The sequence below is a fragment of the Burkholderia sp. WP42 genome, assembly GCF_000745665.1.
In the GTDB taxonomy this organism is placed as follows: domain Bacteria; phylum Pseudomonadota; class Gammaproteobacteria; order Burkholderiales; family Burkholderiaceae; genus Burkholderia; species Burkholderia vietnamiensis.
In genome coordinates this window covers 1-20596 of sequence record NZ_JQJT01000010.1, presented here as the reverse complement: position 1 = coordinate 20596, position 20596 = coordinate 1, and the positions used below count along the sequence as shown (strand labels likewise).

Here is a 20596-nt window from a genome sequence, read left to right as displayed (position 1 = left end):
CGCGGCTCGGGCGTCCGGAGCCTTCCCGCGTATAACGGCTGCGTTTAAATCGCGGGTATCCGGTTTATCCCTATTCGGGATTGACTGGATAAAAACCGTTGAATTAATTCAACGCCACTCGCGCAATGGAAAGCTTGTAAATATTTGTAAATCCGGCGACTGGATTTAATTCATTGCCCGATATGGGCAAATAAAAAGCCGGCCCGCGGCCGGCTTTGCATCGCGTGCAAGCGCGCTCAGCGTTTGAGGCCGGTGTCCTCGGCGGCGCCGATGTTGAGGTTCATGCACTGGATCGCGGCGCCCGATGCGCCCTTGCCGAGGTTGTCCAGGCGGGCGACCGTGACGAAGCGCTCTTCGTTGCCGAACACGAACAGGTCGACGCGGTTCGTGTCGTTGTTGGCCTGCACGTCGAAGAAGCCGCTGTCGAGATTCTCGTCGGCGTTGAACGGCGCGACGCGCACGAACGGCTCGTCCGCGTAGTACTCGGCGAACACGCGCTGCACGTCCTGCGGCGTCGCGCGCTTCGCGAGCTGCTCCGGCGAAAAGTAGGTCGTGACCGCGAGGCCCTTCAGGAACGGCCCGACGATCGGCGTGAAGATCGGCGCGTGCGCGAGGCCCGTGTGCGCGGCCATTTCCGGCAGGTGCTTGTGCGCGAGCGCGAGCGCATACGGGCGCGGGCTCGCGAGCTTGCCGCCCGGCGCCGCGTTTTCGTAGTCGGCGATCATCGACTTGCCGCCGCCGCTGTAGCCGGTGATCGAGTAGCTGTGCGCGGCGAAGCTCGGGGCGACGATGCCGGCATCGACGAGCGGGCGCATCGCCAGCACGAACGCCGACGCGTGGCAGCCCGGCACCGCGATGCGCTTCGCGTTGCGAATCTTGTCGCGCTGCGTGCGGGTCAGCTCGGGCAGGCCGTACGCCCAGTCGGCGCTGGTGCGGAACGCGGTGCTCGCGTCGATCAGCGTCGTGTTCGGGTTCTCGACGAGCGAGGCCGACTCGCGCGATGCGACGTCCGGCAGGCACAGGAACGTGACGTCCGATGCATTGATCAGGCGGCGGCGCTCGTCGACGTCCTTGCGCTTCGCTTCGTCGATGCGCAGGATTTCGATGTCGTTGCGCGCCGACAGGTATTCGAAGATCTTGAGGCCGGTGGTGCCTTCCTGGCCGTCGACAAAAACTTTGGTGCTCATTTCGTTCTCGCTGAATGAAACGGGAGCCGCGGCGCCCTGAAACCGCCATTTTAAGACGTCAGCCGGCGGGCCTGCCCGCCGGCGGCCAAAAAAAGACGGCCCGCGGGCCGCCTTGTGTCGCTTTGGCGCGTGCGGCGCGCGTGGTGCGCGCGCCGCGTGCCGCCGCGCTGCCCAGCGTCGGGCGTTCAGCGGCCGCCGGCCGTCCAGCGCACGGCGGCCTGCGCGACGCGCTGGCCGAACAGCTTGGCCGTCTCGAGGTCGCCGGGCAGCGGCGCCTCGTCGGGCGTCGCGTCGGCCGGCGACTGCGCCAGCAGGCCCGTGAAGCCGCCGACGTAATTGATGTCGTTGCGGGTCGCCGCCTTCGAGTTGGCCGGCATCATCCCCGTGCCGACCCATACCATCCCATGCTGCATCGCCAGCGTGACGAAATATTGAATCGTCGAGAACTTGTCGCCGTTCATCGTCGCCGAGTTCGTGAAGCCGGCGGCGAGCTTGTCCTTCCATTTCTGCGTGAACCACGGTTTCGACGTCGCATCTGCAAACTGTTTGAACTGTGCGGACGGCCCGCCCATGTAGGTCGGCGCGCCGAAGACGATCGCGTCTGCCGCGTCGAGCGCGGCCCAGCCCGCGTCGTCGAGCTCGCCGACTGCGATCAGCCGTGCGGTCGCGCCGGCGTCCTGCGCGCCGGCGTGGACGGCTTCGGCCAGTTTCTGCGTATGACCGTAGCCGCTGTGATAGACGATGACGATGTTCGACATGAGGCGTTCTCCGGAAGGGGACGACACGGCGGCCGCCGCGGCCTGCCGCGTCACGCGCCGCAGCGGGGCGGCGCGACGGGTGCGCGGCGGGATGCCGCGACCGCTGCGGTGGAGTCTAGCAAGCCGAAATGACGGGAGAACGGCGCGCGGTGCGTGGACGTTCGCGCGCTGGAGTGGCCGCGACGCCCGCCTGCGCTCATCGCCCGTAGGTGACGGTGATCTGCGCGGTGCCGATCGTCAGCGTGCCGATTTCGTGCTCGAACATCGGCGCGGGGCGCCCTTGGGCCACGCGCAGGTCCGTGCCCTTGAGCGCGTACACGGTGATCACGTAGCGGTGCGGTTTGCCCGGCGGCGGGCACGGGCCGCCGTAGCCGTCGGTTCCGAAGTCGTTGCGCGCCTCGCTCGCGCCGATGCGCCGCAGGAAGCCCGACGCGCTCGCATTGGCCGGCAGGCTCGTGACGGTCGCGGGAAGGTCGGCGACGGCCCAGTGCCACCAGCCGTGCCCCGGCGCATCGGGATCGAAGATCGTCACCGCGTAGCCGCGCGTGCCGGGCGGCGGATTGCGCCAGCTGAGCTGCGGCGAGCGGTTTTCGCCGTTGCATTCGCCGCGGTCGAACAGCTGCGCGGCGCCGACGCGCCCACCGGGCGCGAGGTCGGTGCTCGTGACGGTGAACGGGCCTTCCGCGCGCGCGGGCGCGGTGGCGAACGTGGCCAACGCGGCGGCGGCGCAGAGCAGGGTAGCGATGAACGGAGCCGTACGACCGGGTGGCGCAGGTGAGGTGATCCGGCGATCCACACGCATATGGCGCTGCTCCCGTCACGTGAGCCGGGCCGACGCTCCCGGCGTGATTGGCGTTGTAGGTGGTTGCGCGCGCAGCCGATGGCGGCGCTGGAGCAAGTCTAGCATTAGGGTTGGATGCGCGATGCATGCCGTGGCCGCGGACGCGGCCCGATGCTGATCTGGATCGACGGACGAAAAAAAACCGCCCGCGAGGTCGCGGGCGGCCGTTTCAGCCTGGGCGCCGGCAGCGTGGCCGGGGTGGCGTCATTCTTTCGGGGCCGTGGCGCCGCCGTGCGCCGCCGACCACTCGGCCGGCGCGTGCAGGAATTTCTCGACTTCGTCGAGCGTCTTGGTCTCGAAGTAGCCCGACGCCTTCGCGACGCGCAGCACGTCCCACCAGGTCGCGAGCGCGTGCAGGTCGACGTCGATGTCCTTCAGGACCGACACGCTTTCCTTGAAGATGTTGTAGTGGAACAGCACGAAGCAGTGGTTCACCGTCGCGCCCGCGGTGCGCAGCGCGTTGACGAAGTTGATCTTGCTGCGGCTGTCGGTCGTCAGGTCTTCCACCAGCAGCACGCGCGAGCCTTCTTCCAGATGACCCTCGATCTGCGCGTTGCGGCCGAAGCCCTTCGGCTTCTTGCGCACGTACTGCATCGGCACCATCATGCGGTCCGCGAGCCATGCCGCGAACGGGATGCCGGCCGTCTCGCCGCCCGCCACCGAGTCGATCTGCTCGAAGCCGACGTCGCGCATGATCGTCGTTTCCGCCATTTCCATCAGCGCACGGCGCACGCGCGGATACGAAATCAGCTTGCGGCAGTCGATGTAGACGGGGCTTGCCCACCCGGACGTGAAGATGAACGGTTTTTCGGCGTTGAAGTGCACCGCCTGCACTTCCAGCAGGATTTTGGCGGTCGTATCCGAGATCGACTGACGATCGTAGCCTGTCATGGGCATTCCTTGGGTGATGAGCGAAGAGCGGGCGCGCGCCCGATGGCGCAGCAAGGGGAACCCGCCCGAAGGGCCGGGGCACGACCGGAACACCGATCGTTTCGCTGCGCGCGTAGCCCGCTATTTTACCCGATTCAGGCCGGTTTTCGGCGGAATTCGCGGGTTCGGGCGGGCGGCCGACGCCGCCGGATCAACCGGGGATCGATCGAACGTCCATCGACGGCGCATATGCGGCGGCGCACCAACACGGCGCATGCGCGGGTGTACACTAGTCGCCCCTTGGAAATCGTTCAGTACTTTGTACTTTCCCGTTGCCACCCGCCGAGGTTCGATGGCGCGCCGACCGGGCGTGCCGCGGGCCGTCTCGCAGTCGACTACCTCTTCGATTCACGCAGATGCGGCCGCTGGTGCTGTGTACTGAACCGTCAATATTTCGCATGTCTCTCGCAGGTCAATCATGGACGAACAACTGAAGCAGGCCGCTCTCGCTTATCACCTGAACCCGAAGCCCGGCAAGATTTCGGTCACGCCGACCAAGCCGCTGTCGAACCAGCTCGATCTGTCGCTCGCTTACTCGCCGGGCGTCGCCGCCGCGTGCGAGGCGATCCACGCCGATCCGCTCGACGCGCAGAAATACACGTCGCGCGGCAACCTGGTCGGCGTCGTGACGAACGGCACGGCCGTGCTCGGCCTCGGCAACATCGGCCCGCTGGCCGCCAAGCCGGTGATGGAGGGCAAGGGCTGCCTGTTCAAGAAGTTCGCGGGCATCGACGTGTTCGACATCGAACTGTCCGAATCGGACCCCGACAAGCTGGTCGAGGCGATCGCGATGCTCGAGCCGACGCTCGGCGGCATCAACCTCGAGGACATCAAGGCGCCCGAATGCTTCTACATCGAGCAGAAGCTGCGCGAGCGCATGAAGATTCCGGTCTTCCACGACGACCAGCACGGCACCGCGATCATCGCGTCGGCCGCGATCCTGAACGGCCTGAAGGTCGTCGGCAAGAAGCTCGCCGACGTGAAGCTCGTGTGCTCGGGCGCCGGCGCGGCCGCGATCGCGTGTCTGGACCTGCTCGTGAAGCTCGGCCTGACGAAGACGAACATCCTGGTGGCCGACTCGAAGGGCGTGATCTACGAAGGGCGCGGCAATCTCGATCCGTCGAAGCAGCGCTATGCGGCGACCACCGACGCGCGCACGCTCGCCGATGCGATCGTCGGCGCGGACGTGTTCCTCGGCTGCTCGAGCGCGGGCGTGCTGAAGCAGGACATGGTCAAGACGATGGGCGACCGGCCGCTGATCCTCGCACTGGCGAACCCGGAGCCGGAAATCCGCCCGGAAGACGCGAAGGCCGTGCGCCCGGACGCGATCGTCGCGACCGGCCGTTCGGACTATCCGAACCAGGTCAACAACGTGCTGTGCTTCCCGTTCATCTTCCGCGGCGCGCTGGACGTCGGCGCGACGACGATCACCGAGGAAATGAAGCTCGCATGCGTGCGCGCGATCGCCGAACTGGCCGAGGAAACCGACCAGAGCGAGGAAGTCGCGAAGGCATATGAAGGCCACTCGCTCGAGTTCGGGCCGGAATACCTGATTCCGAAGCCGTTCGATCCGCGCCTGATCATCAAGATCGCGCCGGCCGTCGCGCAGGCCGCGATGGATTCGGGCGTCGCGACCCGTCCGATCGAGGACATGGACGCCTACCGCGAGCAACTCGGCACGACCGTCTACCGCACCGGCATGGTGATGCGTCCGGTATTCGCGACCGCGAAGAAGAAGGAAGCGCGCATCGTGTTCGCCGAGGGCGAGGACGAGCGCGTGCTGCGTGCCGCGCAATTCGTGCTGCTCGAGAAGATCGCGAAGCCGGTCATCATCGGCCGGCCGTCGGTCGTCGAGATGCGCCTCGAGAAGATCGGCTCGAAGCTGAAGGCCGGCGTCGATTTCGAGATCGTGAATCCGGAAGACGATACGCGCTACCAGCGCTACTGGCAGGCGTACCACGAGATCGGCGCGCGCGACGGCGTGACGCCGGAAGTCGCGAAGGCGGCGCTGCGCAAGTTCAACACGCTGATCGGCGCGATGCTCGTGCATCTGGGCGACGCGGACGGGATGATCTGCGGGATGATCGACACGTTCCACACGCACCTGAAGTTCATCGAGCAGGTGCTGGGCCGTGCGAAGGGCGCCGAGCATTTCGCGGCGATGAACCTGCTGATGCTGCCGGGCCGCAACCTGTTCATGTGCGACACCTACGTGAACGAGCTGCCGAGCGCCGAGCAGCTCGCCGACATGACGATCCAGGCGGCCGGCGAGATCGAGCGCTTCGGCATCACGCCGAAGGCCGCACTGCTGTCGAACTCGAACTTCGGAAGCGCGCCGTCGGCGTCGTCGCGCCGGATGGCCGAAGCCCGCCGGCTGATCAACGAGCGTGCGCCGAACCTCGAGGTCGATGGCGAAATGCATGGCGATGCGGCGCTGTCCGAAGCGGTCCGCAAGGCTGCGTTCCCGGGCACCACGCTGTCGGGCGAAGCGAACCTGCTGATCATGCCGAACGTCGAAGCGGCGAACATCGCGTACAACCTGCTGAAGATGGTCGGCGGGGACGGCGTGACGGTCGGCCCGTTCCTGCTCGGCGCCGCGAAGCCGGTTCACATCCTGACGCCGGCTGCGACCGTGCGCCGGATAATCAACATGACCGCCGTGGCCGCCGCGAACGCGAACACGAAGTAAGGTCGCCGGCGCGCTTATGCGCGCCGCGCAATGGAAAAAGCCACGGAACGCAGGTTCCGTGGCTTTTTTTCGCGCTTTTGCTGCGAACTGCCGTTACGCGACCTGCTGGTGCGACTGCCCGCCGGCCGGTGAGCGCCACTTCGCCAGCAGCGCATCCCACTTCTGGCGCACCGCGCGCAGGTTGTTCTCCTTCACGTGGCCGAACCCGCGGATGCCGTCCGGCAGCGCGGCCAGCTCGAGCGCGAGCGGGCGGTTGGCCGCGTTCAGCCGGCCCAGCACTTCGTCGATCAGCGCCTCGTACTCGCCGATCAGCGCACGCTCGGTGCGGCGCTCCTCGGTGCGTCCGAACGGATCGAGGCCGGTGCCGCGCAGGAACTTCGCCTTCGCGAGCAGGCGGAACGCCGACAGCATCCACGGGCCGTACGCCTTCTTCACGAGATGGCCGTGCGCGTCCTTCTTCGCGAACAGCGGCGGCGCGAGGTGGAATTTCAGCTTCCAGTCGCCTTCGAACTGCGACGACAGACGCGCGACGAACGCCGGATCGGACTGCAGGCGCGCGACCTCGTATTCGTCCTTGTACGCCATCAGCTTGAACAGGTTGCGCGCGACTGCTTCGGTCAGCGGCTCCTGCGCGGCGTCGCCGTCGGCAAGCGCCCGTTCGGCCGCGCGCACCTTGTCGACGAAGGCCGCATAGCGCGCCGCATATGCGGCGTTCTGGTAAGCGGTGAGGAACTCCACGCGCTTCGCGATCAGCGCATCGACCGCCTTCTTCGTGTGCAGCGCGATCACGGTGGCGCGTTGCGCGGCGCCCGCGGCGCCGGCGGCCGCCTGCTTCACGCTCGCCAGGTCGTGCGCCGCGCGGCGGCCCCAGTCGAATGCGGCGCGGTTCTTCTCGACCGACACCGCGTTCAGCTCGATCGCCCGTTCGAGCGACGCCAGCGTGAGCGGCAGCCAGCCTTTCTGCCACGCGTAGCCGAGCACGAACGGGTTCGTGTAGATCGCATCGCCGAGCAGCGCGACCGCGAAGCGGTTCGCGTCGATGAAGTCGACGGCTTCGCCGGCCGCCGCGCGAATGTCGTTCTCGGCCGACAAGCCCGGGAACGTCCAGTTCGGGTTCTTGATGAACTCGGCGGTCGGCGTTTGCGCGCTGTTCACGACGACGCGCGTCGCATCGCGCCGCATCCGCGACGTGCATTCGTCGCCGGCCGTGACGATCGCGTCGCAGCCGATCACGAGGTCGGCCTCGCCCATCGCGATCCGCGTCGCATGGATGTCGGTCGGCGCATGCGAGATCTGCACGTGGCTCATCACCGCGCCGCCCTTCTGCGCGAGGCCGGTGACGTCGAGCACGGTCACGCCCTTGTTCTCCAGGTGCGCGGCCATCCCGAGCAGTGCGCCGATCGTGACGACGCCGGTGCCGCCCACGCCGGTCACGAGCACGCCGTAGGCGCGGTCGATCGCCGGCAGCGCCGGCTCCGGGATCGGCGGCAGCGCGCCGCCGTCGACGGCCACCGCCTTCGGCTTCTTCAACTGGCCGCCTTCGACCGTGACGAAGCTCGGGCAGAACCCCTTCACACAGGAGAAATCCTTGTTGCAGCTCGACTGATTGATCTGGCGCTTCGTGCCGAATTCCGTTTCGAGCGGCTCGACCGACAGGCAGTTCGACTTCACCGAGCAGTCGCCGCAGCCTTCGCATACCGCATCGTTGATCACGACGCGCTTCGCCGGGTCGGGATACGTGCCGCGCTTGCGGCGACGGCGCTTCTCGGTCGCGCAGGTCTGGTCGTAGATCAGGATCGTCGTGCCTGCGATCTCGCGCAACTCGCGCTGCACGTCGTCGAGCTGGTCGCGGTGATGGACCGTCACGCCGGGCGCGAGCAGCGCCTTCTGGCTGTCGTACTTTTCCGGCTCGTCGGTGACGATCACGATCCGCTTCGCGCCTTCGGACGCGAGCTGGTGCGTGATCTGCGGCACCGTCAGCACGCCGTCGACCGGCTGGCCGCCCGTCATCGCGACCGCGTCGTTGTAGAGGATCTTGTAGGTGATGTTCGCCTTCGACGAGATCGCCGCGCGCACCGCCAGCAGGCCCGAGTGGAAGTAGGTGCCGTCGCCGAGGTTCGCGAACACGTGCTTCTCGTCGGTAAACGGCGCCTGGCCGATCCACGGCACGCCTTCGCCGCCCATCTGGCTGAAGGTGCTCGTGTTGCGGTCCATCCAGACCGTCATGTAATGGCAGCCGATCCCGGCGATCGCGCGCGAGCCTTCCGGCACGTTGGTCGACGTGTTGTGCGGGCAGCCCGAGCAGAACCACGGCTTGCGTTCGGTCTGCACGTGCGGCTTCGCGAGCGCCATTTCCTTCGCGTTGATCACCGCGAGCCGCGCGGCGATGCGCGCGCGCACGTCGGACGGCAGCTCGAACTTGTCGAGGCGCGTCGCGATCGCCTTCGCGATGATCGCGGGCGACAGCTCGTAATGCGCGGGCAGCAGCCAGTTGCCCATCGGCACCGACCATTCGCCGCCGGCGCCGTCCTTTTCGTCGAACTTGCCGAACACGCGCGGGCGCTGCGCGTCGGGCCAGTTGTACAGCTCTTCCTTGATCGCGTATTCGAGGATCTGGCGCTTTTCCTCGACGACCAGGATTTCGTCGAGGCCGCGCGCGAACGCCTGCGCGCCCTGCGCTTCGAGTGGCCACACACAGCCGACCTTGTACAGGCGGATGCCGATCCGCGCGCAGGTGTCGTCGTCGAGGCCGAGGTCGGTCAGCGCCTGACGCACGTCGAGGTAGGCCTTGCCGGCCGTCATGATCCCGAAGCGGGCATTCGGCGAGTCGATCTCGATCCGATCGAGCTTGTTCGCGCGCACGTACGCGAGCGCCGCGTACCACTTGTAGTCGAGCAACCGCGCTTCCTGCACGAGCGGCGGGTCCGGCCAGCGGATGTTCAGGCCGCCTTCCGGCAGCACGAAGTCGGTCGGCAGCACGATGTCGGTGCGATGCGGGTCGATGTCGACCGATGCCGACGATTCGACGACGTCCGTCACGCACTTGAGCGCGACCCACAGCCCCGAGTAGCGGCTCATCGCCCAGCCGTGCAGGCCGAAGTCGAGATATTCCTGCACGTTGGACGGAAACAGCACCGGCAGCCCGCAGGCCTTGAAGATGTGTTCCGACTGATGCGCGAGCGTCGAGGATTTCGCGGCGTGATCGTCGCCGGCGAGCACGAGCACGCCGCCGTGCGCGGACGAGCCGGCCGAGTTCGCATGCTTGAACACGTCGCCGGTGCGGTCGACGCCCGGGCCTTTGCCGTACCACATGCCGAATACGCCGTCGTACTTCGCGCCGGGGTACAGGTTCACCTGCTGGGAGCCCCACACGGCGGTGGCGGCGAGATCTTCGTTCAGGCCGGGCTGGAACACGATCTGGTGCGCGGCGAGATGCTGCTTGGCCTTCCAGAGCGAGAGGTCGAGGCCGCCGAGCGGCGAGCCGCGGTAGCCGGAGATGAAGCCGGCCGTGTTCAGGCCGGCGGCGCGGTCGCGCTCCTGCTGTAGCATCGGCAGCCGGACGAGCGCCTGGATGCCGCTCATGTACGCGCGGCCGCGTTCGAGCGTGTATTTGTCGTCAAGCGTGACGGACTTCAGCGCGGCTTCAAGCGACGCGCGTTGGCCTGCGTCTAGCGGGGCATTCATTAACAGTCTCCTCCACCCAGTTTGGGATCACCAAAGCTTCGATTGCGTCGACGTCTTGTGAACGTGTCGGCAGTGGCCGGCATATTGGCCGGTTTTAAGTGATGGTAGCACTGGGATAAACCCGCCGCCCAGCGCCGGCCGTGCCGCCGCAAGGCAATGAAGTTGCACGCGGCATTGCGTTACATCATGTAAAAGCATGTAAAGCCGTCCCCATCTTCGTGCAAACGCCGTTAATCTTGTCGGCCTGCCGGAGGTGCCCGGCCGTGTCGGTTTGCTCCGATGCAACCGGGGAGGCGCCGGCAGTTTTAAAGGAGGTGCAATGAACACACGCCATATCCAGAGTTTCCTGATCGTGTCCGCGGCCTTTTTCGCGATGACCGGCCCGGTGCGCGCGCAAGGTGCGAGCGCACTGGCGAGCGTCGGTGCGCAGCTGCGCCACGTCGCGCCGCAGCAGGACGCCGATGCGCAGCCGGCCGCGGCGCGCGCCGCACGTAAGGCGAACGCGCGTTGATCCGCTCGCGCGGCCGTCCGGCCGCGCCGCTGGAGCAAGACGACAAAAGGGCGGGAATCGCAAGATTCCCGCCCTTTTTCCTGTGCGGCCGCGGGGCAGGAGGCCGGTGCGTCAGGCTTTGTCCTGCACCACGCCGCGACGGATCTGATCGAGCTCGATCGATTCGAACAACGCCTTGAAGTTGCCTTCGCCGAAGCCCTGATTGCCCTTGCGCTGGATGATCTCGAAGAAGATCGGGCCGATCTGGTTCTCGGTGAAGATCTGCAGCAGCAGGTCGTCGCGCGCGCCGTCGATCAGGATCTTGCGCTTCTTCAGTTCGTCCAGCGATTCGCCGTGGTTCGGCACGCGACGATCGACCAGCTCGTAATACGTATCGATCGTGTCGAGCAGCTTCACGCCCTTGCCGCGCAGCCCGTCGACGGCGCCGTAGATGTCGTTCGTGCCGAGCGCGATGTGCTGGATGCCTTCGCCGTGGTACGCGTCCAGATATTCCTGGATCTGGCCGGCCGTGTCCGAGCCTTCCTCGTTGATCGGGATCCGGATCTTGCCGCACGGCGACGTCATCGCCTTCGACTTCACGCCGGTGACCTTGCCTTCGATGTCGAAGTAACGCACTTCGCGGAAGTTGAACAGGCGTTCGTAGAATTCCGCCCATTCCTGCATGCGGCCGCGATGCACGTTGTGCGTCAGGTGGTCGATATAAGTGAGGCCGTGGCCGACCGGGTTCGGGTTCGCGCCGGGAATCGGCTCGAAGTCGACGTCATAGATGCTGATGTCGCCGATCGCGCCCGGCTGCGCGCCGTTCTTGCCGCGCCAGCGGTCGACGAAATAGATCAGCGAATCGCCGATGCCCTTGATCGCCGGAATGTTCAGCTCCATCGGACCCGTCTTGTTGTCGAAGCCCCACGCGCCGAGTTCGAGCGCGTGCCGGTACGCTTTCGCGGCGTCCTGCACGCGGAACGCGATCGCGCAGATCGACGGGCCGTGCAGGCGCGCGAAGCGCTGCGCGAACGAATCCGGCTCGGCGTTGATGATGAAGTTGATGTCGCCCTGACGGTAGAGCGTCACGTCCTTGTGGCGATGGCGCGCGATCGCGGTGAAACCCATCCGCTCGAACAGCTGTCCGAGCGCTTTCGGATCCGGCGCCGTGTATTCGATGAATTCGAAGCCGTCGGTGCCGATGGGGTTGTCCCAGTTGGGAATCTGCATGCCTTGTCTCCTGTCTGCTTGGCGATCGGCCGGGCGATGCGCGGCGCCGGCCCGGTTCACGTCGAACGCGGCGCGCGCGGCGGGCGCGCACAACGCGATCGATACCTGCGACAGAGTGTAGCGGGCAGCCACGAGCGAAAACTTGCGAACTTAATCGCAGGTGCCTACGATGGCGCAATTTCCAGCCTCAATATCACGAACGGAGGGCAGAAAATGGCGCTCGTCGAATTGGACGCCATCGATCGGCGGATTCTCGCGATCGTTCAGGAAAACGGCCGCCTGTCGAATCAGGAGCTCGCCGAGCGCGTGAACCTGTCGCCGAGCCCGTGCCTGCGGCGAATCCGGCGGCTCGAGGAGATCGGGGTGATCACCGGCTATGTCGCGCTGCTCGACCCGCAGAAGCTCGGGCTCGACCTGCTCGCGTACGTCAGCGTGCGGCTCGAGAAGCGCGGCGGCCTGGCGCCGGCCCGCGGCGACGAGACGTCGGCGCGCGCGGGCGCGACCCACGCGGAGCTGTTCCGCGCGGCGGTGCAGACCTGGCCGGAGGTGGTGGCGTGCCATGCGATGACGGGCGACATGGATTACCTGCTGCGGGTGCAGGTCGAGGACATGGCGCATTTCTCCCGCTTCGTGCAGGAGCATCTGCTGCACCATCCGTCGGTTATCGACGTGAAGACGAGCTTCTCGCTCGAATGCTTCAAGGAGACGACCGCGTTGCCGATCCGGTCGGTGCGCTAGCGCGCGGAGGAAGTGGGGAAGTGTGCCGGCCGCGCAGCCCCGCAGGGCGGCGCGGCCGGCCGATGCGTTACGCCGTCAGCGCGGCGGGCATCATCGATTCGATGAACTTCGACGTGCGGTGCGCCTGGCGCTTCAGCGCATAGTCGAACACCGCGGCCTGCTCCTGCAGCATCTCGGCGAGGATCGTCGAGTGGTCGGCCGGCGGCAGCGACAGATATGCATCGGCTTCGCCGTAGGCATATTCGATCCGCATCCCGGATTTCTTCGCGATGTGCATCATCGTCGCGTTGCGCGACAGGCAATGCATGTACAGCATCGTCACGTGGGTATTGCGGCTGCGGATCGCCGCGCGCTCGAACAGCTTCGAGCCGACGCCGCAACCCCGCGCGCGTTCCAGCACCGACACGCCGAATTCGGCCGTGCGCTTGTCGCCGTCGGCCGGCAGGTACGCCAGATGGCCGACGCCGATCAGTTCGAGCGCATGGTCGAACACGCCGAATACGGTATCGCGACCGAAATCGATCGTACGGACATAGTTCTCGATCACGTGGTCGGGCACCATCTGGCCGAAGCGCAGCAGGCGGTCCTCTTCGTCGAGCGAGAGAAAGTGAGTGAGCATGCGCTCACGGTCTTTGGAAGCCAGTTCCCTGACGAGAACCGGCGCAGTCCCGGCGTTGCCGACAGCATCGGCACGGCGGTCGGATTGCGTGTTCATCGTGGGTTCCTCAGTGTGTAGCTGCACAAGCGACTTGTGCGATGCAGCAGCATTCTACCTGAGTGGGTTGGGGAAAACCCGTATTTCGCCGTGTTCGTGCCGAGGGGGAATTCTAAATCCGCTTAGTTCGCTGCGTATCTATTTGATTTTTAAAGGATTGAAAATTCATCATATGAAACGCGCGGCCGCCTGTCGCAGTGTGACGGCCGCGCACCGCATGCTGCCGCGCGGCAATCATGCCGTGCCGGACAGCCCGCGCTCCATCAGGTCGATCACCTGTTCGGCGAAGTCGCGGTAGCCCAGGCGGCCGCCGGGCTTCAGCCACGTGAAGGTCCAGTTGATCATCCCGAACACCATCATCGTGACCGACGTCTGGTTTTCCTTCGAGATCCGGTCGGGATACGCGCGTGCGAGCTGGCGCGCGAACGCCGCGACGATATCGCGCTGGCGATCGAGCACGATCTCGCGCTGTGCGTCCTCCAGATACTTGACGTCGTTGAGCAGCGCCACGTGGCGGCTGTGCGACGTCTCATACTCGGCGAGGAACGCGCGCACGAGCTCGGCGAATGCGTCGCGCTCGCTGAGCCCGCGCCGCTGGCTCGCGCCTTCGACCTCGGCGATGATCAGCATCAGCCGCTTCGTGTAGCGATCGAGCAGGTCGAACAGGATCGCTTCCTTGCTCTCGTAGTAGTGATAGAGGCGGGCCTTCGACGTGCCGCTCGCGGTCGCCAGATCGGACATCGACGTGCTCGGATAGCTCGTCTGCGCAAATTTCTCGGCGGCGAGATCGAGGATCTGCTCGCGCTGGGATTCGTGGTCGGGCGCTCGGGTACGGGCCATGGTGGAATGCGAAAGGGGACGAAAGAGGGAGATGCAGGACGTTAGCGGGCGGCGGCTGCCGCGCGCACCTGCGTGGAAGAGAGGGCGGCCGGCGCGTCGTCCTGCAGCTCGAGGCGGCCCGCTGCCGCCAGTTCGCGGCAGCGCCACCACGCGATCGAATCGCTGACGAACAGCCCGCCGCGGTCGGCGCCGGCCATGACGCTGCCGACGAGCCGCCGCGCGGGTTGCCAGCCGGCTTCGGCATGCGCGAGGATCAGCGCGTCGAGGTCGGTGTAGTGCCCGCTCTTGATCGTGTTGCTGACCCAGTAGCGCAATTCCGCGTTCAGGTGCTTCGCCTCCTGCCATTCGAGCGCGAGCCGGCCGATGCGCAGCACCGAGATCGGCGCGGCCACCGGGCGTTTGCGGGCGAACGCCGCCGGCGGGAACATCCCGGTCGCGCACGCCTGATCGGTGCGCGTCAGCGCCGCGCGGGCCGGTGCATCGAGATCGGCCGGTGACATCCGCACTTCGTTCAGCCGCTGCGGCACGTTGCGCAGATGATAGGCGACGCGGCGCAGCAGCAGCTTGTCACCGACGCTCGGCGCATGCCAGACGACCACCTGGCCGGAGTCCGCCGCGAGCGCGTCGAGCCGGGCCAGCTCGGCTTCGATCTGCGCGTGCCAGTCGGGAATCTGGTCGCCGAGCACGTGCTGCCAGAACGCGGCGCGTGTGTCCGGCGTCTCGTCGACGCCCTGCAAGGGGCCGACCGCGAGATCGTCGAGCAATCCGACGACGTGCTCGTCGCGTCCCGCTTGCGCGAGCGCGTCGCGCAGCGACTCGGCGGCGCTGCCGCCTTGAATCACGTGAATGGTACTCATCGGCCTGTGGTCAACAAAAGAAAACCGCCGGCCGGCCGGACGTTGCGACGTCCGACCGGCCGGCGGCCCCTAGTGTAAGCGAGATGTGTGACGGCGAGAAACCGGCGCGGCGCGCCGGTGCGACGCCGCTCAACGCTCGTCGAAACTCACGACGACCTTGTCGCTGACCGGATGACACTGGCACGTCAGCACGAAGCCGTCCTTCACTTCGCGCTCGTCGAGCGTGTAGTTCTTGTCCATCCGCACCTCGCCTTCGACCACCTTCGCGCGGCACGTGCAGCACACGCCGCCCTTGCACGCGTACGGCAGTGCGAGGCCCGCGCGCAGCCCGACGTCGAGCAGGCTCACGCCTTCGTACGGCAAGCGCAGCTTGCGCTTCTTGCCGTCGAGGACGATTTCGAGGTCCGCGGCCGGCGTCTGCTCGGTGATCTCGACGACCGGCGCGCCGGCTTGCGGCAGCGGCGTGCCGAAGCGCTCGACGTGCACCTTCTCCCGCGGCACGCCCGCGGCCTTCAGCGCGGCCTCGGCCGCATCCATCATCGGCGCGGGGCCGCAGATGAACGCTTCGTCGATCGCGTCGGCCGGCATCAGCGTCGCGAGGAAGTCCGCGCATTTCGCCTGGTCGAGCACGCCGTTGAACAGCTCGACGTCCTGCTGATCGTCCGACAGCACGTGATACAGCACGAAGCGGTTCATGAAGCGGTTCTTCAGGTCCTCCAGCTCTTCCGCGAACATGATCGCGTCGACGCTGCGGTTGCCGTAGATCAGCGTGAACGTGCTGCGCGGCTCGAGCTCGAGCGTGGTCTTCACGATGGCCAGCACCGGCGTGATGCCGGAGCCGCCCGAGAACGCGACGTACTGCTTGCCGTGGTCGGCGTTCAGGTGCGTGAAGAAGCGGCCGTCCGGCGTCATCACGTCGATCGTGTGGCCCGGCTTCAGCGTGTCGAACGCGAAGTTCGAGAAGCGGCCGCCGCGCACCCGCTTGATGCCGATGCGCAGCTCGCCGTCGCGGTCGTAGTCGGTCGTGCCGACGCAGATCGAATACGAACGGCGCGTTTCCTCGCCGTCGATGTGCGTCTTCAGCGTGACGAACTGGCCCTGCGTGAAGCGGTACGCGTCGCGCAGCTCGGGCGGCACGTCGAAGGAGACGGTGACGGCGTCGGCGGTTTCGGGGCGCACGTCGCGGATACGCAGCGGGTGGAATTGCGGGGTCGCCATGATCAGTAAGGTTTGAAGTAGTCGAAGGGTTCGCGGCAGTCGACGCAGCGATACAGCGCCTTGCAGGCCGTGGACGCAAATTGCGCGAGTCGTTCGGTGCGCGTGGAGCCGCAGCGCGGGCACACGGGCGCGGCGACGGGACGCGGCACGAAGCGCACGACCTGCTCGCGCGGCGCGGCGCTGCCGCACTGGCCGACGGGCGGCGCGATGCCGTACGCGCGCAGCTTGTCGCGCGCTTCCTGCGTGATCCAGTCGGTCGTCCAGGCGGGCGCGAGCACCGTCTCGATCCGGTGCGGCGGCAGGCCGGCCGCCTGCAGCGCGGCCGCGATGTCCTCGGCGATTTGCGACATCGCCGGGCAGCCCGAGTAGGTCGGCGTGATCACGACCTCGAGCAGGCCATCGTGCGCGCGGCGGACGTCGCGCAGGATGCCGAGCTCGCGAATCGATACGACCGGGATTTCGGGATCGGGCACGGCCTCGAGCACGTCCCACGCGCGTGCGAGCAACGGATCGTCGCGCTGCGCGGCGGGCGCGGCGTCGGCATGGGCGGGGGCGGCAGTCTGGGCGGACATCGTCGGGCTCCGTTCGGTGGGGCGCGGCGGCCGCTTACCAGCTCGCGCCGGGATGCTGGCGCGCGAGGCTCTGCATTTCGGCGAGCAGGTAGCCCATGTGCTCCGAGTGCTCGCCGTGCTTGCCGGTCGTCACGTGCTGCACGGGCGCGGGCGGCACGAGCGTCGCTTCGGCGAGCGCATCGTCCACGTCCGCGCGCCACGCGGTCTCGAGCGCGGCCGCGGCCGGGCCGAGGCCCTGGGCGACGGCGGCGGCGTCGATTGCGTCCGCGACGAAGAACTCGCGCGTGTACGGCAGCAGATAGTCGAGCGCGGCCTGGGCGCGGCGATGCGATTCGTCGGTGCCGTCGCCGAGGCGCACCAGCCATTCGCGCGCGTGCTGCACGTGATAGCGCGTCTCCTTCACCGATTTCGCGGCGATCGCCGCGAGTTGCGCGTCCGTCGAGGTTTCGAGCGCGGTCCACACGTGCAGCATCAGCGTCGTGTAGAGGAAGTTGCGCACGATCGTCACCGCGTAGTCCTTGTCGGCGTGCGCGGTGCCGGCGAGCGGGCCGTAGTGCGGCAGCTCGACGAGCGTGAAGTTCGCGAACTCGCGTTCGGTGCGGAAGTACGCGTAATCGTCCTCCGTCTTCGCCGCGCCGTTGAGCTGGCGCTCGAGCTCGGCTGCGTGCGTGTACAGCATGCGGGCCTGGCCGATCAGGTCGAGACTCATGTTGGTGAGCGCGATGTCTTCCTCGAGGATCGGGCCGTGGCCGCACCATTCGGCGTTGCGCTGACCGAGGATCAGCGCATTGTCCGCGAGGCGCAGCACGTAGGAGAGGTGTTCGGGCGTGATCGTCATGGCGCGGGCGTTACATGTGGTTGACTTCGTCGGGCAGCGTGTAGAACGTCGGATGGCGGTAGATCTTGTCGCCCGCCGGTTCGAACAGCTCGGCCTTTTCGGCCGGATCCGACGCGGTGATCGCCGACGACGGCACCACCCAGATGCTTACGCCTTCCTGGCGGCGCGTGTAGACGTCGCGCGCCATGCGCAGCGCCATCGACGCGTCTGCCGCGTGCAGGCTGCCGCAATGCTTGTGGTCGAGCCCCTGCTTGCTGCGCACGAACACTTCCCAGATCGGCCATTCCTTGTTCATCACTCTCTCCTGATTCCTGTATTCGATGGTGCCGCTCAGGCGGCGTGCTGTTCGGCGCGGGCGCGGCGCTTCGCTTCGTGCGCGAGCGCGGCTTCGCGCACCCATGCGCCGTCCGCGTGCGCCTTCACGCGGGTCGCGAGGCGTTCCTTGTTGCACGGGCCGTCGCCGTTGACGACGCGCCAGAATTCATCCCAGTCGATCGCGCCGTAGTCGTAGTGGCCGCGCGCGTCGTTCCACTTGAGGTCGGGGTCGGGCAGCGTGACGCCGAGCACCTTGGCCTGCTCGACGGTCGCGTCGACGAACTTCTGCCGCAGGTCGTCGTTCGAGATCCGCTTGATGCCCCACTTCGCGGACTGGTTGCTGTGGACCGAATCGGCATCGCTCGGGCCGAACATCATCAGCACCGGCCACCACCAGCGGTCCACCGCCTGCTGAACCATCCCGCGCTGCGCGTCGGTGCCCTTCATCATCGACAGCAGCGCATCGAAGCCCTGCCGCTGATGGAACGATTCCTCCTTGCACACGCGGATCATGGCGCGCGCATACGGGCCGTAGGTGCAGCGGCACAGCGGAATCTGGTTCATGATGGCGGCGCCGTCGACGAGCCAGCCGATCACGCCGACGTCGGCCCAGGTCGGCGTCGGGTAGTTGAAGATGCTCGAATATTTCGCCTTGCCGGCGTGCAGCGCGTCGATCAGCGATTCGCGCGACACGCCGAGCGTTTCGACCGCGCTATATAGATAAAGGCCGTGGCCGGCTTCGTCCTGTACTTTCGCGAGCAGGATCGCCTTGCGCTTCAGGCTCGGCGCGCGCGAGATCCAGTTGCCTTCCGGCAGCATGCCGACGACTTCCGAGTGCGCATGCTGCGAGATTTGCCGGATCAGCGTCTTGCGATAGGCGTCGGGCATCCAGTCCTGCGGTTCGACCTTGCCGTCCGCGGCCATGACCGCGTCGAACCGCGCTTGCTCGGGTGACTCGGCTGCGGCGTCGAGCGGCGCGACGTTGCCGGGGATGTCGAGGGATTGCGTGTACATGGCGGAGATTCTCGTCCGGTTGATTGTGCGCAAAGTATAAACCAACCGACCGGTCGGTTAATATATTTTGCATGGATTCACGGCGAGATGCGGGTAAACGACAGGTGTCGCGGCGAGAGGGGATTGCGTCCGATTTATGGTGCGCTGCGTGACGGGAGCCGGTTCTGCGGCACAATTCCCGCTTTCCGAAGAGGATTTCGCCGATGTCATTTCGAAGTGGTTTCGTCGCGGCGCTGGTGGGCGCGTCCGTATTCCTGTCGCCGGTTGCGGCGTCCGCCGCACCGGGCGGATGGGTTGCCGCGTGGGCGACCGCGTTGCAGCCGATCCCCGACCTCGCTGCGCCGCCGCCGCTCTACCGCGCGCCGGACGTGGCCGGTCGTACGATCCGGCAGATCGTCTACCCGACGGTATCGGGGCGGGCCGCGCGAATCCGCGTGAGCAACGCGTACGGGCATGCGCCGCTCGAGATCGACGCGGCGAGCCTGGCGCCGGCGGGCGACGGTGCGGCGCTTGCGGGTGGTGCAGCCGCGGTGCGCTTCGGCGGACGGGCGGCGGTGACGCTCGCGCCGGGCCAGGAACTCGAAAGCGATCCGGTGACTATCGACGTGACGTCCGGGCGACCGTATGCGATCAGTTTGCAGATGGGCGCGCGCCAGCGGATGACGGTGTGGCACCGGGTGTCGAACCAGGTCAACTACGTGTCGTCGCCCGGCGACTACGTAACCGACGCCGACGCTCGCGCGTTCCGAACCCGCTTCACGCAGTACGCGTGGGTGACGGAACTGGCCGTCGAGGACGGCTCCGCACGGGCCAGCGTCGCGGCGATCGGCGATTCGATTACCGACGGGCTGCGCTCGAGCCTGAACCGCAACCACCGCTGGCCGGATGCGCTCGCGCGCAGGCTGGCGGCTGCGGGCTCGGATTCGGTCGGCGTCGTGAATCTCGGCATCAGCGGCAACCGGTTGCTGAGCGATTCCGCGTGCTACGGCACGTCGCTGGCGGCACGGTACGAGCGCGATGCGCTGTCGCGCTCGGGCGTGAAGGCAGCGATCGTGCTGATCGGCATCAACGACATCAACTTCGCGGCGATGCCGGCGCGTGCGGGGCTCGACTGTGACAGCCCGCACACGCAGGTTACGGCCGCGTCGTTGATCGACGGATATCGGCGGTTGATCGACGCCGCGCATCGCCGGGGCGTGAAGGTTTTCGGCGCGACGCTGACGCCGGCCGCGCTGCCGGCCGCGCGCGAGGCGACCCGGCTGGAGGTGAACCGGTGGATCCGCAGCGGCGGCGGGTTCGACGGCGTGGTGGACTTCGATGCGGCGCTGCGCGACCCGGCGCGCCCGAGCGTGCTGCAGCGCCGCTATGACAGCGGCGACGGGATTCATCCGAGCGACGCCGGCTACACGGCGATGGCCGACGCCGTGCCGTTGGAGCAACTGCGGGTGGCGGTGCGCGGTAACTGAGTTGCCTGCACTTACTCTATCTATATATAGAGAACGACGCGGCGCGGAGGTATTGCCGGTCTAGCCTGAGCCCCGCACGCGGCAGCGTGCGAGGCTTTTTCAAAATATTTTCACAAAAGGGGTTGCATTGCGAGGGGCGGGTGCATAGAATCACGCCTCTTTCGCGCTACCGGAAACGCGGCGCGGGAGAAGAAGGGAAGCGGTGCGGTTGGGG

18 protein-coding genes are annotated in these 20596 nt (G+C 67.0%); 4 read left to right on the top strand and 14 right to left on the bottom strand.

Going from position 1 to position 20596, the window contains the following annotated elements:
* Positions 1 to 236: 236 nt before the first annotated feature.
* From argC to EX20_RS05495, 4 genes are all read right to left on the bottom strand, one after another.
* Positions 237 to 1187 carry an N-acetyl-gamma-glutamyl-phosphate reductase gene (argC, locus tag EX20_RS05510; RefSeq protein ID WP_014722267.1) on the bottom strand — a complete coding sequence of 317 codons (951 nt, stop codon included), beginning with the start codon at positions 1185 to 1187 and terminating at the stop codon, positions 237 to 239.
* Positions 1188 to 1372: 185 nt separating this feature from the next.
* Positions 1373 to 1945: a flavodoxin family protein gene (locus tag EX20_RS05505; protein ID WP_014722268.1), complete on the bottom strand. Its 573-nt coding sequence runs from the start codon at positions 1943 to 1945 to the stop codon at positions 1373 to 1375.
* A gap of 196 nt (positions 1946 to 2141) precedes the next feature.
* A complete protein-coding gene (locus tag EX20_RS05500) occupies positions 2142 to 2747 on the bottom strand; it encodes a YbhB/YbcL family Raf kinase inhibitor-like protein (RefSeq protein WP_034192915.1) in 606 nt (201 codons plus the stop codon).
* A 243-nt stretch (positions 2748 to 2990) separates the two neighbouring features.
* The gene (locus tag EX20_RS05495; RefSeq protein WP_006752465.1) at positions 2991 to 3677 is read right to left on the bottom strand and encodes an orotate phosphoribosyltransferase; all 687 of its coding nucleotides are present in this window, start codon (positions 3675 to 3677) and stop codon (positions 2991 to 2993) included.
* Between the two features lie 457 nt (positions 3678 to 4134).
* On the opposite strand from EX20_RS05495, the gene EX20_RS05490 reads away from it, so the two are divergent.
* Positions 4135 to 6405 carry an NADP-dependent malic enzyme gene (locus EX20_RS05490; RefSeq protein ID WP_011882982.1) on the top strand — a complete coding sequence of 757 codons (2271 nt, stop codon included), beginning with the start codon at positions 4135 to 4137 and terminating at the stop codon, positions 6403 to 6405.
* 93 nt (positions 6406 to 6498) lie between these two features.
* Here the strand turns inward: EX20_RS05490 and EX20_RS05485 are convergent, their stop codons facing one another.
* Complete coding sequence (locus tag EX20_RS05485; RefSeq protein ID WP_034192914.1) at positions 6499 to 10089, bottom strand: indolepyruvate ferredoxin oxidoreductase family protein; 3591 nt, start codon at positions 10087 to 10089, stop codon at positions 6499 to 6501.
* A 319-nt stretch (positions 10090 to 10408) separates the two neighbouring features.
* Here EX20_RS05485 and EX20_RS05480 point away from each other — a divergent pair, with 319 nt between their 5' ends.
* Positions 10409 to 10600 carry a hypothetical protein gene (locus tag EX20_RS05480; RefSeq protein WP_014722271.1) on the top strand — a complete coding sequence of 64 codons (192 nt, stop codon included), beginning with the start codon at positions 10409 to 10411 and terminating at the stop codon, positions 10598 to 10600.
* 111 nt (positions 10601 to 10711) lie between these two features.
* Here EX20_RS05480 and hppD read toward each other — a convergent pair whose 3' ends face one another.
* A complete protein-coding gene (gene hppD / locus EX20_RS05475; protein ID WP_034193022.1) occupies positions 10712 to 11809 on the bottom strand; it encodes a 4-hydroxyphenylpyruvate dioxygenase in 1098 nt (365 codons plus the stop codon).
* 213 nt (positions 11810 to 12022) lie between these two features.
* On the opposite strand from hppD, the gene EX20_RS05470 reads away from it, so the two are divergent.
* Complete coding sequence (locus EX20_RS05470) at positions 12023 to 12547, top strand: Lrp/AsnC family transcriptional regulator (protein WP_034192913.1); 525 nt, start codon at positions 12023 to 12025, stop codon at positions 12545 to 12547.
* Between the two features lie 67 nt (positions 12548 to 12614).
* On the opposite strand, the gene EX20_RS05465 is transcribed toward EX20_RS05470, so the two are convergent.
* The 8 genes from EX20_RS05465 to paaA all read right to left on the bottom strand — a co-directional run bounded on the left by EX20_RS05465 (position 12615) and on the right by paaA (position 18916).
* Complete coding sequence (locus tag EX20_RS05465) at positions 12615 to 13262, bottom strand: GNAT family N-acetyltransferase (RefSeq protein WP_011882987.1); 648 nt, start codon at positions 13260 to 13262, stop codon at positions 12615 to 12617.
* 234 nt (positions 13263 to 13496) lie between these two features.
* The gene (locus EX20_RS05460) at positions 13497 to 14102 is read right to left on the bottom strand and encodes a TetR/AcrR family transcriptional regulator (RefSeq protein ID WP_011882988.1); all 606 of its coding nucleotides are present in this window, start codon (positions 14100 to 14102) and stop codon (positions 13497 to 13499) included.
* A 41-nt stretch (positions 14103 to 14143) separates the two neighbouring features.
* Complete coding sequence (locus EX20_RS05455) at positions 14144 to 14959, bottom strand: DUF1835 domain-containing protein (RefSeq protein WP_034192912.1); 816 nt, start codon at positions 14957 to 14959, stop codon at positions 14144 to 14146.
* Positions 14960 to 15088: 129 nt separating this feature from the next.
* Positions 15089 to 16177 carry a 1,2-phenylacetyl-CoA epoxidase subunit PaaE gene (gene paaE / locus EX20_RS05450; RefSeq protein WP_034192911.1) on the bottom strand — a complete coding sequence of 363 codons (1089 nt, stop codon included), beginning with the start codon at positions 16175 to 16177 and terminating at the stop codon, positions 15089 to 15091.
* 2 nt (positions 16178 to 16179) lie between these two features.
* Complete coding sequence (gene paaD / locus EX20_RS05445) at positions 16180 to 16749, bottom strand: 1,2-phenylacetyl-CoA epoxidase subunit PaaD (protein ID WP_034192910.1); 570 nt, start codon at positions 16747 to 16749, stop codon at positions 16180 to 16182.
* 34 nt (positions 16750 to 16783) lie between these two features.
* On the bottom strand, positions 16784 to 17587 hold the full coding sequence (gene paaC / locus EX20_RS05440) for a 1,2-phenylacetyl-CoA epoxidase subunit PaaC (protein WP_034192909.1): 804 nt from the start codon (positions 17585 to 17587) through the stop codon (positions 16784 to 16786).
* A gap of 10 nt (positions 17588 to 17597) precedes the next feature.
* The gene (paaB, locus tag EX20_RS05435) at positions 17598 to 17882 is read right to left on the bottom strand and encodes a 1,2-phenylacetyl-CoA epoxidase subunit PaaB (RefSeq protein ID WP_006752453.1); all 285 of its coding nucleotides are present in this window, start codon (positions 17880 to 17882) and stop codon (positions 17598 to 17600) included.
* Between the two features lie 35 nt (positions 17883 to 17917).
* Complete coding sequence (paaA, locus tag EX20_RS05430) at positions 17918 to 18916, bottom strand: 1,2-phenylacetyl-CoA epoxidase subunit PaaA (protein ID WP_034192908.1); 999 nt, start codon at positions 18914 to 18916, stop codon at positions 17918 to 17920.
* A gap of 203 nt (positions 18917 to 19119) precedes the next feature.
* Here paaA and EX20_RS05425 point away from each other — a divergent pair, with 203 nt between their 5' ends.
* Positions 19120 to 20382: an SGNH/GDSL hydrolase family protein gene (locus EX20_RS05425; RefSeq protein ID WP_034192907.1), complete on the top strand. Its 1263-nt coding sequence runs from the start codon at positions 19120 to 19122 to the stop codon at positions 20380 to 20382.
* Positions 20383 to 20596 lie beyond the last annotated feature (214 nt).